11 protein-coding genes are annotated in these 16,109 nt (G+C 63.1%); all 11 read right to left on the bottom strand.

The window, feature by feature from the left end; all coding sequences use genetic code 11:
• Positions 1-6,261: a hypothetical protein gene (locus F3J19_RS04695; RefSeq protein WP_167038297.1), complete on the bottom strand. Its 6,261-nt coding sequence runs from the start codon at positions 6,259-6,261 to the stop codon at positions 1-3.
• Positions 6,262-8,550, bottom strand: a complete 2,289-nt coding sequence (locus F3J19_RS04700) for a transglycosylase SLT domain-containing protein (RefSeq protein WP_167038299.1) — start codon at positions 8,548-8,550, stop codon at positions 6,262-6,264.
• 8 nt (positions 8,551-8,558) lie between these two features.
• Positions 8,559-9,149 carry a hypothetical protein gene (locus F3J19_RS04705; RefSeq protein WP_167038301.1) on the bottom strand — a complete coding sequence of 197 codons (591 nt, stop codon included), beginning with the start codon at positions 9,147-9,149 and terminating at the stop codon, positions 8,559-8,561.
• 3 nt (positions 9,150-9,152) lie between these two features.
• Entirely contained in the window at positions 9,153-9,593 is a 441-nt protein-coding gene (locus tag F3J19_RS04710) for a hypothetical protein (RefSeq protein ID WP_167038303.1), read from the bottom strand.
• Entirely contained in the window at positions 9,590-10,054 is a 465-nt protein-coding gene (locus tag F3J19_RS04715; RefSeq protein WP_167038305.1) for a hypothetical protein, read from the bottom strand. The genes F3J19_RS04710 and F3J19_RS04715 overlap by 4 nt, the downstream gene beginning before the upstream one ends.
• Positions 10,054-13,083: a hypothetical protein gene (locus F3J19_RS04720; RefSeq protein WP_167038043.1), complete on the bottom strand. Its 3,030-nt coding sequence runs from the start codon at positions 13,081-13,083 to the stop codon at positions 10,054-10,056. The genes F3J19_RS04715 and F3J19_RS04720 overlap by 1 nt, the downstream gene beginning before the upstream one ends.
• Before the next feature lies 1 nt (position 13,084).
• Positions 13,085-13,801 carry a hypothetical protein gene (locus F3J19_RS04725; protein ID WP_167038307.1) on the bottom strand — a complete coding sequence of 239 codons (717 nt, stop codon included), beginning with the start codon at positions 13,799-13,801 and terminating at the stop codon, positions 13,085-13,087.
• A gap of 3 nt (positions 13,802-13,804) precedes the next feature.
• Positions 13,805-14,134 carry a capsid staple protein gene (gene gp10, locus F3J19_RS04730; RefSeq protein WP_167038309.1) on the bottom strand — a complete coding sequence of 110 codons (330 nt, stop codon included), beginning with the start codon at positions 14,132-14,134 and terminating at the stop codon, positions 13,805-13,807.
• 26 nt (positions 14,135-14,160) lie between these two features.
• Entirely contained in the window at positions 14,161-14,418 is a 258-nt protein-coding gene (locus F3J19_RS04735) for a hypothetical protein (protein ID WP_167038311.1), read from the bottom strand.
• Between the two features lie 70 nt (positions 14,419-14,488).
• Positions 14,489-14,923, bottom strand: a complete 435-nt coding sequence (locus F3J19_RS04740) for a Bbp16 family capsid cement protein (RefSeq protein WP_167038313.1) — start codon at positions 14,921-14,923, stop codon at positions 14,489-14,491.
• A gap of 66 nt (positions 14,924-14,989) precedes the next feature.
• A complete protein-coding gene (locus tag F3J19_RS04745) occupies positions 14,990-16,030 on the bottom strand; it encodes a major capsid protein (protein ID WP_167038315.1) in 1,041 nt (346 codons plus the stop codon).
• Positions 16,031-16,109: the final 79 nt, after the last annotated feature.

The raw sequence follows: 16,109 nt of genomic DNA on the forward strand, positions 1-16,109 counted from the left end.
TCACTCCTTCACTTTTCCGTAGGCGAGCCCGTGCAGCCAGTCCGAAACATCCTTCGGGTCTTGATCGCCGTGCATTACGTCCCACAGAAACTGGACGCTGCCTGACGCTTGCCCGGTCGGCAGGCCGAATACATAGCCGGCGTTCTGCACTGCGTGCTTTACCCATTTGTCGGACACGTCGTGATCCGACATCCCGGTCGCTGCCGCGATGTCCTTCCCCGACTTGAGCACGCTATTGACCATCTGCGCTGCCGGCGTCGCCTCGTAGTCGCGGCCGCTCGCAGCTGCGCTCGCGATATCGCGCAGCACTGGTACGCCGGACACGAGACCGAGACCGATTTCCTCGGCGGCCCACGAGGCCCATGATTGACCGTCATCGTTCTGCGTCGACGCAGCCGGCTTGAATGCGGCGTGGATCAGTTGGGGGATGACGAAGTAAAACCACGACCGCGCTGCCACCATCGCAAAGTCGCGCGCCGCCGCGTGATAGTCACCTTGGCGCGCGAGATCGATCGCGTCGCCGGCGCGCCGCGCAATGTCGCGCTGACGGTTGTAGAAGTGATTCCAGAAGCTATAAAACATGGTGAACAGCTTCTGGAATTCGGGGCCACGCTGGATCGCCGCGAGGTCTTTCGTGCCGCCGCCGCCGTGCGCATTGCGCACCGCCTTGTCAGCCGAATAGACGGCGTCCTGCTCCGACATGCCTTCGTGCATTGCCTTGTTGTATGCGCCGACCCATGTCGGCATCGCCGAACCCATGTCGAGCATCGAAATGCCGTAGTACGCGAACCGCCGGGCGCCGTCGTAAGCCTTCTGGGCCGGGTTTTGATTGCCGTGCGTCTCCATTTCGCGCAGTGCATCGCGCACGTCGCGATCAACCTCGTTCATGCGGTTACGCATTTCTCCGGAACGCTCAAACACAAAGTCGCGCGTCGACGCCCACTTCGATGGCGTGTCGAATGCGCGAATGCCTGATGCCATCCACCGCGGGCCGATCTCACCAACCGAGTTTGAGAGCGCGCTACCGCCGTGAATCATCATCGTGGTGAAGCGGAAGCCCAGGCCAACAATCGTCGCGTTCGTGCGCGCGAAGTGCGCGGCACGATCCCACCACGCGAGACCGCGCTGGTCGTAGACCTTATCGTTCGCGATAGCCTGCAACCACGGGCGGAACTGCTTGTACATCTCGCGCCCCATCTTGCTTTCGATTGCCGCGCGCACGCGCTCGTCGCTCAGGAACCGGTCGGCATCCATCACTGCCTCCCGGTACGCGAGGTCATGAATCACGCCGGTCAGGTGCCGCGGCAGCACGTCGAGGTTCAGGTAGAGGGGGTTCGAATAGTCCTGAATCCGCTCGATCGTATGGCCCTTGTCGGTAGTGGCTCGGATATAGTTGTTTTCGAACATCCGGTCGCTGGATTTCTGCCGGTTTAGCTCAACGTCGTACGCTCGAAGCGGGTCATATATCGCCGGGTAGTAGCCGCCGCGGTACCGTCCGAACGGTGTCGCCACCTCGGTCGCGCGCACCTTGTCGGGTGCCACGCCGGACAGGCGCTTTTCCATTGCTTCGATTTCCGGCCAGAGCGTTTCGATAAGATCCCACGAGCCCTGCACGAAGTCCCAGTCGGCCTTCGTCATATGGCGATTGAGCACTGCCCAGATCGACTGGCGATTCCAGCCCTCGCCCTCCATCAGCTTCGCGAAGTTGCTGTCGTTGCCGACGTTCAGTGCCATTGCGATGATGTCTTTCTTGAGCATGCGCGACGACTCGCCTGTGCGTGAGTCCTTCAGCTCGGGCAGCTCGTAGCGGTTGAGCCAGTCCTTCGTCACGCTCGCTGGCAACTTGTCATGTAGCTCGCGCATCTGGCTGACGACATACGAACGAAGGTCGTTCTCGCGCACGCCGGCATCTGCCAGGCGTCGGAATACAACTCGATTGAAAACGCCATTTGAATCATGACCGTCGAGCCAGTCGACCATCTGCTCCACCTTGAGCATCGACGCGTCGAGCGAGCGCAGACTGATTTTAGCGTTCAGCCACTTCGCATTAATGCGATCAAGGCCACGACCACCTTCGCCGGGATTGCGCTCAAGCGGAATGCTCTGACTGGGAAGTCTGTCGATGGCTGCGACGGCCTCGCCGACCACCGAATCGAAGTCGCGCTCATCGGCGCCATCGAGCAGCGTCTGCTTCAGCTTGCCGATGTGCGCGATGTTCTCGACCGTGTCGCGCAGGCCTCGGAACTCATCGACCGTCAGTTCGCTGAAGTGCTTGCGGTACGCCTCGTTGAGCAGCTCGGTCGGAACATAGATTTCCTCGCCGTCGGCGCGCTGCCGGTCGGCCCACTCGCGCAGCCCGCGACGGCGCGCGACTTCCTTCTGCGACGCGTCGCCGAAGTCGAAACGATCAAGCAGCGCATGGATCTGGTCGAGGTATTCCTGCGACATGCCCTTGATCGTGCGGCGGTCCGCGTACCGGTTCAGTTCCTTCGAGCCGGCCTGAATCTCCTCGGCCGCATTGCGTGCCGCGACAAACAGATGATGGTTGAGCACCTGCTGGCGCTTCGCCACATACGCCCCAGCGTGGTCGCCGTCGACCAGTGCCTGCTCGACGCGGCGCGCTGCAATCGCCTCGGCGCGCGAGTACTTGCCCGTCAGCTGCACATCTCGAACCGTCTTGCCAGCGATCTGCTCTTTCGCCCACTGCCGCGCGTCGTCTGCCGAGAATGCCTCCTGATGAATGCGGCGCCCGAGCGTGCGCAGCTCGATCTGCAAAGCCTTCTGCATCTCCTGGTTGTGGATCGCGTCGATCGCTTCGTCGCGGATCGAACCGTCCGTCAGGATGTCAGGGCGCTCCTCGGACATGCGAAAGTCCGTGCGACGGTCGATGATGTATTGCCGCGCGGTACGGCGCTCGCCCGGTGTCTGGCGGATGTCGCGCTCCTGTTGCTCGAGGCCGGCCAGTGCGCGTACAAGTTCGTCGCCCGAGCCGAATCCGAGCACGTCGGCGAGGTTGTCCGGATGAAAGCCGCCGCGCTTGACAGAGACGCCTTTCGGCAGTTTTTCTGCGGTGCCAGCGCCATATGCCGCGTCGACGTCCTTCGCGGACAGCTTGCCGATCTTGACGCCCTCGGCACCCTCCCCAAGCTGGCCGTTGCGCAGCGTTTCGAGTGCGGCGATATCCGGCCGAGCGTCGACCTCGCGCGTGACTTGCGCCTTCACTTTCGCTCGGTAGGCATCGTAGTCAGACTGGCGCTTCTTGCGCACATGTTCCATCACCTTTGGCAGGAGCTCGCTGTCGGCTGCAGTGCCTGCAGCGTCGAGCGTCTTCTGATACTCGGCGAACTCGCGGTCCGTCATTCCGGCCGATGCTGGGTCGGTGAACGCCGCGCGAAGGTGCTGCGCACGCCGCGCGCTGTCGATTTCCTCATCGGTCGCGACGAGCCGGTCAAGCACACCGCGGATATCGTCGTTGATCGGCGTGTTCAGACTCGCGATCGATTTGTAGATCGTGGTCAGCCACGACTTGAACTTCGCGAATGCTCCGGCCAGCGCACTGCTCGGCGCTTTGCCCTCCATGAAGTAGGCTTCTGCCGCGCGCGCGAATTGCTCGTGGTGCTCGACCTCGATCTTCGACGCGTCGTCGACGCCCATCCACTTCGTGATGGTATCAAGGTCATCCTTCAGCGACTGCGGCGCATCGGGCCGCGCCGCGTCCGCGCGCATCTCTTCGAGCCAGAGGTGTCCGCTTTCATGGAGCAGCGTCGAGAGGTCGCGGCCGCGAAAGAGTTCGATCAGCGATTTGCCATTGCCCATCGTGATTGAGCCGCGGGCGTCCTCGGGCACCGCGTCGCCCTGCTCCTGATAGAACTTGGTCAGACGTTGGTCTATAATGTCCTCGGAGGCGCGGTCAGGCGAGTCACCCTGACCTTCCGTGCCGGCCGTGTTCGTCGTCGGGCCAGTGGCGTCTCCTTTCTCCTTCTCGTAGGCTGTTAGAAGCCACTTCTTGGCCATCCCATCCCACTGAAGTCGAACGGCGCCCTCATGGTCTGCCGATTCAAGCCTGGCGCGATTATCGCTGCGCTTTACGACTTTCATCGACGAGACAATGTTCTGTAAGTCGTCGACCACTTCCGGGTGCCACTTCAGCAACTTGGCCAGTCCATAGCCATCGCTGTTACCAGTTCCCTCCTTACCCCAAGGCAGGTCGATGTCGCCGATCTCCGGATGATTTAGCGCGCTGATCGCCTCGCCCGTTTTCTGCTCCTTCAGATGGTCGATCGCGCCTTTCGCGTCACCAGCGAACTGCTCATACATCGGGCCAAACGGACCCGTTTTAGCGTCCTGACGTAGCTCCGATGTCGGCTGGCCGTCGGCCGCCTTGATCTCGACGCCGGACTGCCTGTACAACTCCATCGGGTCGACGCCGAGACGCGCCGCGCGGGCGCCGTAGCGAGCCGCGAACAGGGACGCATACTGTTGGGCAGCGTCGTCCGTAAAACCCGAGTCGCGAGACTGGCGCAGCACGTCGTCGAAAATCTGCCGGACCGGGTCTTCGGCGCCGACCAGTTGCTGCGCGTCGTTCGCGAGGCCCTCGCGAGACGACTGCATGAACGCCTTCGCGTCGTTCATCGACATGCCGTCCTGCCGCACGCGGATGTCGGGCAGCAGCTCGCGCGACACGTCGGTGCCGGCAACGTGCGTCAGGTAGCCTGCCGTCGGGATCACGACGTCGCCACCGAGCGGCAGCGCTTCATCGAGCTGCTTCTGCATGTCCGGCATCCAGCCGAATAGCGGGTCTGATTCTCCCGTCGGATCGACACCTTTCGACTGGTACAGCTGCGCGATGCGCTCGGCCGGCACGAACAGATTCTCGACCGGCGTGCCGTCGGTCTGCGACTGCATGAAGCTCTGGAATGCCTCCGGCGAACGCCCTCGGGTCACGCTTGCGGCCGCTCCGTCCTGCAGTTGCTGGAACATCGCGACGTCGTTCTGGGCCTGTCGCACTCGCATCATGTCGCCAGCGAAATGAATGCCGGCGCCGACGCCGTGCATACCGCCGAACAGCAGGGCGCCCGACTCGGCAGCGTCTGCGAGACGCGTGATTGCCTGCTGGCGCGTCGTCGGGTCATTGAACACCGTCTGGAAGTCGCCCGGGCTGATCTGCTTCGCGGCCTCCTCGCCAATGATCTGGGCGCCGTCCATCGCCGCATTCAATGCCGCGCCCTGAACGCCACCCTTCGCCGCCGCGAGCGCTGCCGTGCGTAGTGCAGCCGCGACCGTCGGACGCGTCATCGCCTCGCTGACGGCCTCAGAAACAAACGGCGCGATCGCGTCACTGCCGACCTTCGCGGCTGCACCGCCGCCGATCCCGGCCACGCCATAGGTCAGCGCACCCGCGAGCAGCGCGCCGATCTGCTTCGACGGCTCGGACAGTTCGGCGCCGCCGGCGCCGCGCACGTTCGTCAGCGCGCGATAGGTCAGGCCGGCGCTCACACGCGCCATGTCCGCCTTCATGCCGATCACGCCGCCGGCGATCGCGCCCGGGATCGCGCCAATGCCGGCCGCCCCCGCGCCGATTGCCGCGCCGCCGGCGGCCTCAGGCGCGCCCGAAACGATGTTGTCGATGAGGCCTGCCGCGAACGAGCTGAAGCTTTGCGCCGTACCGTACAGGCCTTGCGCGTGCGGCTGCTGCGCGAGGGTGTTTTCGGTCTGGGCGATCTGCTCGTCGGTATCGGGCGTCGGCATGCCGGCCACCCCAGCGGCCTGCTTCATGTTGTATAGACGGCCGAGCTGGTTCTGCCCGATCGCCGACACGACGCCGCTTTTGATCGACGCCAGCGTCTTCGACACCATATCCAGCTTGTCGAAGTCGTCCTGCGCGACGCGCGCCGCCGGCGGGTTCGCCGCAACCCACTGCGCCAGCACAGGGTTGGCCTGCATGATCTGGCGATTCTGCTGGAGCTGAAGCTGCTGCTCGTACGACGGTAAACTGGCCTCGACAGCCGGTGCCGGCGCGCCGACCTGCGGCGCGATCTGCATCGCGCGCGCGGCCGCGTCAGGCTTCGAGGTTTGCGCGGCCAGCAGGTTGTCGGTCGCGGCGCGCTGCGTCGCCATGTCCATCTGCCGAATGATGTCGGTATACGGGTTGTCGCTCTGCTGGCCGGCCGCTGGCGCATCCTGGGTTGCGTTGGTTGCGGGCATCCCCGGCTGCGACACGGCGGCGTCCATCGATTGAATGATGTCGGCGTAATCTGCCATTTATTGATTGGCCTGGAACGGGTTGGAAACGGTCGACGTGACCGGCGCGGCGCCCGCGCGAGCGTTGCGCGGCTTCTTGCCAACAAGTTGCGATTGCGTATAGATCTGGTTGATCAGTGTGTCGCTAGGCGTCTGTCCGGGGTGGGCCTGCTGGAACGCCGCGACGATCTTGTCCCGCTCGGCCGACGGTGCCGGAACCTGGAAATTCCCCGGGTCAGCCTGGAACGCGCGCGCCGGCGCGGGCCCGGACCACCAGAGATGGCCGGATGATTTGCTCGTGTCGACGCCCTGCTGTAGCAGCCCATTCGTCAGGTCGCGCAGTTCGCTGTCGTTCGGCGCACGCTTGTTCGCGGAATAGAAATCGTCGAGCGCCTGGGACATGCGGCCCGTGAACGTGTTGTAGTCCTGCACCTTGTCCGGCGAATCCTTTGCCGTCGGGATATGGACACCGGCTGCCATCAGTGGCGCACGCGCGATGGCCATGGCGTGCTCAAGGTTCATTGCCTTCGTTTCGTCGCGCTGCGCGCGGCCGGTCGCGGAGGCCTGCAGGTTGATCAGTTGTTCGGTGAAGCTGTGCGGCAACGTGTCGAAATACTTCGACAGATCTTCGTTCGCGAAAGCAGTCGGGTCATTCGCAGCCTCGCCTTTCAGGCGATATATCGTCGCAAGCGCCGCATAGTTGACCGGCGGATCGCTGTTCTTCGCGTTATGGTCGACGAGATCCATGATTCCGACCTGCTGTTCAGGTCGAAGCGTCGCCCACGCGTTTTTCGCATCCGGCGTCGAGAGCAGATCGGCCAGAGTGGTGGGCTTCGAGCCACCGCTCGATCCGATCGCGCTCGCAACCAGCGAGTCGCGAGCCGCCATCTGCTGACCCTGCTGGCCGGCCACGACCTTGTCCGTTTCATTGAACAGGTTGCCGACGACTGCGTCGCGGAAGGTCGGATCGTTCGGATACAGGTTCGTCGCAAGGGTACTCGCCTGCGACTGCCAGTCGGACAGGTGAGCGCGCGGATCGTCGCTGGTCGGAGGCGTCCCGGCCTTCGGCGGTACAGCTGAGTTGATCTTCGAGACGTAAGCCTGCGTCTGCGCCGGCATCTTCGACACGAGTTGGGCGTCGTTGGCCGGCAAACCAGCCGACTGGGCGTTTTGCACCAGCTTGTCGACGTTGCCCGGTCCCCAGTTGTAGGCTGCGAGCGCCAGCGTCTGGTCGCCACCATAATGGGCGATCATCGCGTTGAGGTAGTCATGGCCGACCCGCGCGCGCTCCTCGGGGCTGTTGTCGGCTGCCGGACGAACGCCAAAACCTGGACCCCAGTTCGTCGCGTCCATCACCTGCATGCTGCCCTTGGCCGTGCCCTGTCCTGCGACGTACGGTCCGACCGCCGACGGATTGCCACTCGACTCGGCTTTCATGACTGCATCGTGCAGTGCGGGCAGCGTCGCGCCGTCGACCGTCGCGCCGCCCTGCATGATGTTCGAAACGATGTTGCGCGCGAGCACCGGCTGAACGTTCGTCTTTAGATAGTTTTCCAGTTTCGGGCGATCCGCAGCGCTGATCTGCTGCTGGTTGTCGCTGTACATGTTTTGCGCGGCAACCGGGTCTTGCTGCGCGTAACGCATGATCCGTTGCTGCCACGCCTTGCTCACGTAGTCAGCCTGCTTCGCGGCGACCTGATCCGGCGACCAGCCCTGCAGTTCACCCATCTGCAGCGCCTCGTCCTTGACCGTCGAGATTGCCTGCCCGAACCGGTTATCGTCGTTGTAGTAGTTCGCGGCGACGTTCATTTCGAGGTTCGCGCGGGCGTCGGCGGTGCCGACCTGCCAGATCTTGTTCTGCTGGGCTGCGTGCTGCGCTCCGCTCGACAACGCATACTCGACGCGCTTCACTGCCGCGCCGTCGAACATGCGTTGCGCGGCCGGGTTCGGCAGTTGCGCGCGCGCGTCTGCATAGGCCTGCTGAACCGAGCTCTGGTAGTCCTGATAGCCGTCGACAGCGTCTTTGCCGAGCTTCGTGCCGTAACCGCTCTGCGGATCGAATTGCAGGTCGGTCAGCTTCGAGGCAAGCCCGATATCGGCGGTCTTCGCGAGGGTCTCGTTCTGCAGACCCTGAAATGCAATAGCGGCTTGCGACAGGGTGTTTGACGCCTGATCAGCGGCAGCACCGACACGCTGCGCGCCGACACCGATCTGTGCACCGAAAGCATCCGGCGACGCCTGCACGGTGTCGTACGCCGCATGGACCTGGCCGAATTGCGTCTGCGTGGCTTGGACGGGAACTTGTGGCATAGCCTCACTCAACCATAATCAGCGGGGTTATCAAACGACGAGTCGTAGCTACTGCCGAATATGCCGTTCGTTTTGTAGCCTGCCCATTTGCCGGCGACGCTCGACGCACCGCTAACAATCGACGAGAATGCGCCGAGGTATCCGGCCGTTTTGGCGTTCGATGCCGAGGCCTCGTCGAGTCCCGCCTGCTGCGAGTAGCTCAGGCCCTGCAGCTGATAGCCATACGCTTGCCGGGCCGCGTTGTTGCGGATCGTCATCGCATCTACATCACCAAGCTTCGCGGTGTCGCCCTGAATGCGCAGCGCGCTGCCGCTATCGAGATCGACACCGTTCGCGGCCATCGCCGCGCGCTCGGCGCCGATCATCTGCGATGTCTGCGCCTGCTTCGCTGCAACCTGATTCTCGCCGTCGCTCTGCGCCTGCTTGGCGTAAGCGTTGGAGACGATCTGGTTGTTCCGGGCGACCTGAGCCTGATAGTCAGAGGCCGCACTCGCGGCCTGCCCCTGTTTGATCGCGCCGTACGCCGACGCGGCGGCGCCTGCGGCAGTCACGGCGAGACTGATTTCAGCGAGAGTGGCTGCCGAAATGCCGAATGACATTCGTTACCCCTTCAGCGAATTGTTACGGAACTGCTCGTTTTCGGTACCGCCGAGCAGCTGCTGATTCGCGCTTTCCGTGAGATCGCGCGCGAGCCTGTCAAGGTCGGTCTCGTCCGTGGCATGCACGGTCGTCCAGAACGTATCGACGTGCGCATAGCCAGCGCGCTTCGTTCCAGGCTTCGATCTGATGATCAACTGCAACGCGGTGATGCGCCGCACGCCTTCGTCTGTCGTCACGTCGATGTCGCCGGACACGATGCACAGGTGCTCTGTCTTATGCACTGCGCCGGTCAGCACGGTGCCAGCCGGGATGAACATCTGCCGTGCGTACAGGCCCGGCGCGAAGTGATGCCACACCGGACAATGAGCCTGCGGCAGCTTGCTCACCTCCTGTTCGAGGCGGTTCACGTACGCGACCATGTCGCGATCCATTACGTCCGTCAATTGCACTCTCCGATTTCGAATCGATGAAACAGCGCACCAGCGGGCCCGATCGGCTCCGCGTCATGCACGACGAACCCCAAGCGCTTGAGCCACTTCACGCAGGTCACATAGCGCGCGTCGACGACGTTGTGCAGATACGGGAACTTGCCGCGCAGGTGGGCGAGATACGGCTTGCAGCCACGCAGGAACGTGATGCGATGCTCGGCGACGAGATCAGTCGACAGCAGCCACGGCGAGCCCACATTGCCGATCAGCGACGTCGTGCCGATGCCAAACATGCACGCCGGCTGATCGTCGACAAGCCACGTCCACGCATACAGCGACCACTCAAGCGAAATGCACAGCGCTTCGAGCGGCTCGACGTGCGCGAGCGCCCAGCACTCCGCACAGTCGGCCGCGCGCATGCGCGGCGCCATCGCGGCAGCGTGTTCGAGAGTGGCCGGCACGACGCGCGATTCCATCAGTTGTCCCCGATCGTGATTTCCGGCATGACGCCCAGCACCGTTACCGGAAGCGGGTTGTCCTGCTGGATGCATACCTGACCGGTGAGGTCGTACAGCGGATCGAGCACAATCCGCTCGTCGCCCGTGATCAATTGAATGGGCTGCCCCATCGGCTGGGTGTTGCGCTCCTTGAATTCGTGCAGGCTGCTGAACGTCTGCCCGACCTTCATGCCGCGGCTGTTGAGCATGCGCACCGTGACCGCGCTGATCTTTTTGCGCTTGCTCTGGATCGTGGCGCCGCCCTGAATATCGAGGTACAGCGTCTTGAGCTGCGACTGATACGGCAGGCCGACCACGACCGATGTCGCGGCGCGCGGCAGCGAGATCGACCCGTTCGAGACGACCTGCTGCGGCAATACGTTGCCGTCGGCCAGGATCGCGACGGTCTGCCCTTCGAGATGGTCAAGACCGTCCACCGCATTCACGGGAATGGTCAGCGACCAGTTGCCCGGCGACAGCGGCCACATCGAGCCGAGCGGTGTCGTCACGTTGACGACGATCTGGGTCGTCGACGGCACCGCCACAACCGTGCCCATGCCGTTCGCGGCGCGAAGAATCGCGCCCACATGCTGATCGCCGAACACCTGTACATCGGAATTCATGACGACTTGCGACTGCACGATCACGGTCGCGACGGCGCCGCTGCCGCTCGCATCGCTGATCACCAGATTCGGCCGGTTGACGACGGCGCCCGGCGCGGTCGGCGTGATGGTCGTGATGACGCCATCGGCGACCGTTGCGGTAAATGTGGCGCCGCTGCCGCTCGCATCGACGACGGTCGGCGCCGTGTAGTTCTGGCCGCCATTAACCAGATTGACGCCATAGATTCCCGGCGGCGCCGATACAGCCGTGGGCCACAGCGTGGCCGCGGGATACGTCAGCGGGTATTGGCGCCCGCAATCCACGAACCATGCCTTGCTCAGGTCGGCCGGCACGCCGACGGATGGGTCGCCGCCCATGATCCGGCTTGCCATGCGCTCGACGTATTGCACGATCTGTCCCTTGACCATGCGCTCGACGACGAAATAGACGGCGTTCTCGTTGCCCTCGGAGATCGAGCAGACGGATTTGAACAGGCCGTTCGTATCGTGGCGGCACCACGCGTAGACGTCCTGCTCCTTGATATAGGTGAACGACAGCAGCGCGCCGTCTTCGCGCACCGCCCAGATCACCTTGTACGGCTCTTCCGAGTAAGCCCACTCGACGATCTGATGACCGTCAAACAGGTGTTTGGACAGCACCGTCATGTCGGTGCCGGTGTAGATGTTCACGTAGAAGTTGTACGAGAGGTCGCGCACCGTCGCGCCCTTCGCCTGCACGTACAGGATGTCGTAGTTGATGACGATCGGCGGAACGTCCGAGCAGCCGTTATAGGCCTGCGGCACCGCGTCGAACTGCGACGGCGTGATGACGCTCGACTGCGTGCCGCCGTCGATACGCCACGCGCCGCTCGCCGTGAGGGCGATCAGCGACGTCATCGGCAACAGGTGCTTGATCGCGTTGACCTGCTGTGAGGCAATCGTCGCCTGAATCGCGTCGTCGTCCTTCGATGGGCTCGAATAGTCCATGTTCAGGAAATCGCCCGACTTCGACAGGGAAAGACCATCAGGCTGATTCGCCATGCCGGCGAAAACCTGGCGCTGCTGGAAATACGTGCTCGCGCCGGGATTGTTGCCGTTCTCGAACGGGTTGTTTTCCTGCGGCGGGCAGTTCGAAAAATCCGGCGTGATGTTGTTGTCGACGAAAGTCATCGTCGAGCCCTGCGCGGTGACAGAGCCGATAAAGCCGAACAGCGCGCCGGTCGGCGGACTACCGCCTTCGACTTCGGCCGTCCGATAGATGTTGAACATCGTCGCGCCGTCTTCAGGCTCGATGGTCAGGACATTGGACGCGCCACCAACCCTAGACAGGGTCGCGCCGCTGCAACTGGCGACTGAAGACGGGAGGCTCTCCGTCGTGCCGTTTGCCCCGATCGTGGTCGCCACATACTGATACTCGGTCGGCGTGTGAGCGACGGTGCCGCTGGTGAACGCACCAAATCCAGCCAGACTGAGCTGCGTTCCGTCTGATTTCTGCAGGCAATAGGTTCCGTCGGTCTGCGCACTGACGATGGTGTATGTAATGCCGTTCAATGTAGCCCAATCGCCTGTGAGCAATAGCTGAACGTGATCGCCGTTTGCAAAGTCATTGTTCGGCGCGCGCATGTCACCGGGCGCTTCATTATTTGCATCCGCAATGGCGAACGACGTGGGCATGAACCCCGCAGTCGCCGTGATGCCGCTCGGTGCCGGCGTCTTCGACTGGAATGCAATTTCCGTGAACGTCCAGACCCAGTGCTGCGTTCGGGTCAGCTGATACGCGGGATAACTCGTATGCGTGAGCGTCATCACGTCGGCGCTCTGTACATACTTCAGCGTTGCAAGGTCAGCCGACGAATATGGAGTTTGCGCCGTGAAGACGCGCGCGATACTCCCGCTCGCGAATGGGCCAGCGCCCGTCGCGTCGATCGGGTTGCCGAACATGTCGGCCAGCGTGAAGGTGTTGCCCGAGACGTTCTGGACGAAGAACAGTCGGCCGTCGATCGCCATGCCCGGCGCGGCCAGTTCGACCGTGTCGCCATTTTCGAAATTATGTCCGTCAGCCTCGACCGCACACGGATCGGCATTCGAGACCGATTGCACCGTAAAGGCCGGCTCAAGCACCAGGCCGCCATTCATCACCACTCGCATCGTGCGGTTGCCGAACAGCAGCGCATACGTCTGCACCGTCGAGAACGTGAACGGGATCAGCCGGTTGGCAGTCGCGGCGCTCACGCATGGGCCGGTGAATGCCGTACCCGCGCGATTCGACGCACCACCACGGAAATCGACGAAGAAATTGCGCAGCAGCGCGGCGCCGACGTGGTACTTGTCGAGGTCGACGCGCGACCACAGTGCGGGACTCAGCTCCCCGGCGGCAAAGGACGGTTGTATTACCGGAGTGCCCATGTCAGTCGTAAGGTGTGAGTGCGATCGGCGCGTTGAACCAGCACGAGCCGTCCGGAATCCAGTCGCCCGCGAAGCCGCGTACGCGCATCCAGTCGGGCTGGTGATCGATGACTGTCAGCCCCTCATTACCGTTGCTGACCTGCGCCGAATTGAGCAGCGCCTGCGCAAGCTGAATCAGCGTTTGCCGGGCGCCCTTGTCGCCAGTCAGCGGGATGGCAAGCTTCGAGCCAAGAATCGGCACGAACGCGTCGACGAACGACGGGTCGTAGACGGCCGGATTGGTCATGCGGGCCGTGTACACGAGTTGGGCCTGCGGCTCGTTGCTCAGCAGCACCGTGATGTCGTTGCCGTCCGCATCCTGATCGGAGCCGATGATGAACGGCACCGGCCGCTGCTGCGCGACCGGGAATGGCGCGCCAGTGATCGCCATCTGCGGCAGGACAAACCGCGCGAGTAGGCAATTCGATGGAAGCGCGTATTCGTACGTCCACGGCTGCGGCACCGGCTGCCCCTGCGTCGCATCGGCGATCAGGGACAAGGCGACCTGCTTGCGCGCGAAATTCCAGTGCGCACCGCGCAGCGTCGCTTCGAGCGCGACGTCGTAATGGAGCGAGCACTGGTTGGCCTCGGCGCTACCCTCGTCGAGCGAGGCGATCGTCGAGCGCGTGCCGACACCGGCGAGTGCGAGATTGCAGATCTGGACCTGACTGGCTGGCACGCGTCACCCCTTCGAACCGTAAAGCTTCTCGGCTGCCGATGGCCCATTGCCATCATCGAGCGCCATCTGCGTGATCTGCAGGCTGACCGACTTGCTACCCTCCGACCCCGATGATTCGTAGCTGCTGACGCTCGTCACCTTGACCGTTGCCGTCATGGTCATCTCCGCGCCAACCGAAGGCAGATCGTCGATGCCGAGCTTCTTCAGCTCGTCGGCGCCGAGGTTGATGCACAACCCATAGGGGTAATCCGGCCCAGTTTCGGCCTCGGCGCTCCAGCGCTCCTCCGCGGCCTTCTTCTCGGCCTCGGTGCGCTCCATGCTGATGAGCTTCATGTGGGCTCCCGATTGCGTTTGCGCGATTACGCCGTCAGCGGCGCGAGCTTGTTGAAGTCGAACTGCTTCGGCTTGTGCTTCGCGCACATTGCTTTCGCGGCCTCGTTCAACGGCACCATGTGGTAGCCGGGCACGCCACGGAATTCGATGGTTTCGCCTTCTGCGTGCAACCGCTCGAAGTTGTCGTTTTCCATGCGCAGATAGGCTTGCTCGGTGAGTTCATACCGCGGGCACTCGCGCGATTGAGCTTCGCCGGCCTGGGATTTCTCGATTACGTCGGGCATGTCGATTCCTTGGTGGTGCTGCCGGGGAAATCCTGAGGCGGCTTGCAGCCAGGCCGCCCCAAGCTGCCGACTAGTTCGCGGCGTTGTAGTTGGCCTGGTACTGCGGACTGTCGTCGCGGCTGAGCACGATTGCGGCAGTTACCGCGCCGGCGCTGAACACCCCAGTACCGACCAGGTAATTCAGGCGCAGATAACGCGTCAGGCCATTGTTCGGCGCGTCCATCCTGGCGATCTTGGCGCCAGCGCCGAGCTGAGCCGCCGGCAGTACGTCGGTCTGCGCGATCGTGGACCACGTCGCACTGTCCGTGCTGGCCTGAAACTGCACCTGCAGCGTTGCCGCGTTCGTCGTCGTGAAACCAGTCGGGCAGAGCACGAGCAGCTTGAGCGACGGATCGTCGCCGATGCCCATATCGCGATTGGCGCCGAGATCGAGTACGTTCGTGGACGCGCGCGAGCTGGTAATCGCGCTCTGCGTGTCGAACAGCAAATTTGCATCGAGAAGCATGTCTATCTCCAGTGGCGGGCCGATCTCGGCCCGCTGGTTCAACAGTTCGCTATCGCCATAGCGCGCTTAGACGACGCGCGCTTCGGTCGACACGAGCGCGTCGCAGGTGCGCACGGGAATGCCGCGGAACGTCAGGACCGGCTTGCCGTCCCATTCGTCCTGCTTGAGCAGCACGTTCTGCTTGTTCACCGCCTGCATGTCGAGGTACGTGCTGATCGTGCGGTTGCAGTAAAACGCCGCGCGGAACTGCGGCATGCCGTTCTTTGCGTCCGACGTCTGCACCGGGCCTGCCGCGCGCGGCTGCGTCGGCAGACGATGTACCGCGCGGATCAGCGCGTTGATCAGGTTCGGTGCCGTGCCGCTGATCAGGTTGACCACGTCGATGTTGCAGATGCGGACGACGTAGCGCCAGTCGCGAACCGACAGGCCCATGTCCCACTTGTAATGGGTACGGTAGCCCTGGTACTGGCCGCCGTTGCCGTCCTGGAGCGTCCACTCGCCGAGGTCGCGGTGCTGCAGGCCGGTCGGCTGGCCCTTCGGGAAAATCCCGTGGACCGTGTTCGCACCCCAGCACACCAGCCAGATCGACGTATTGGTCGAGCCGGTACCGCCGCAGTCGATCACGTTCTGTGCGCTCGCTGCATTGGCGCTGGTCACGGTGTTGAACCGCGGTGCGAGGCCCATGATCTGCTCGGGCGTGCCCGCGCTGTTGCTGTAGAAAATGGCCGATGCCATCTGCTGGTTCATGCCTTCCATAAACGGCTGATCCTCGGACAGACGAAATTCCGAGCTGTTTCCGTTCAGGTCGGCCAGCGACTTATCGATCTCGCTATACACCTCGAGCATGCCGATGTTGTCGATGATCTGAGCGGTGGTGCTCTTGCCCTTCGGCACGCCGTAATTCAGCATGCGCCACGTGGCCTTTGGCAGCCCCGTGCGAACGGTCGTCTTGTGTCCGGATGCCTGGTTTGCTTCAACGAGAAGCATGTCGTCCATGATCTCGTTGGTCTGCGACAGCATTTCGACGACCACGGCGATCTTGCCGTCCGGGTCGACACGCTTTGCCCAATCCGCATAGGTAAGGGCGAGTGCTCCGATCGTTGCCATTCAAGCTCCTAGATCTTCATAGCGCTCTCCTTATCGATCTGTCTGGTCGCGGTTTAGGCAGTGTCAAGTGTGTGCCCGT

Source organism: Burkholderia sp. Ax-1724 (assembly GCF_011752995.1).
Lineage (GTDB): Bacteria > Pseudomonadota > Gammaproteobacteria > Burkholderiales > Burkholderiaceae > Paraburkholderia.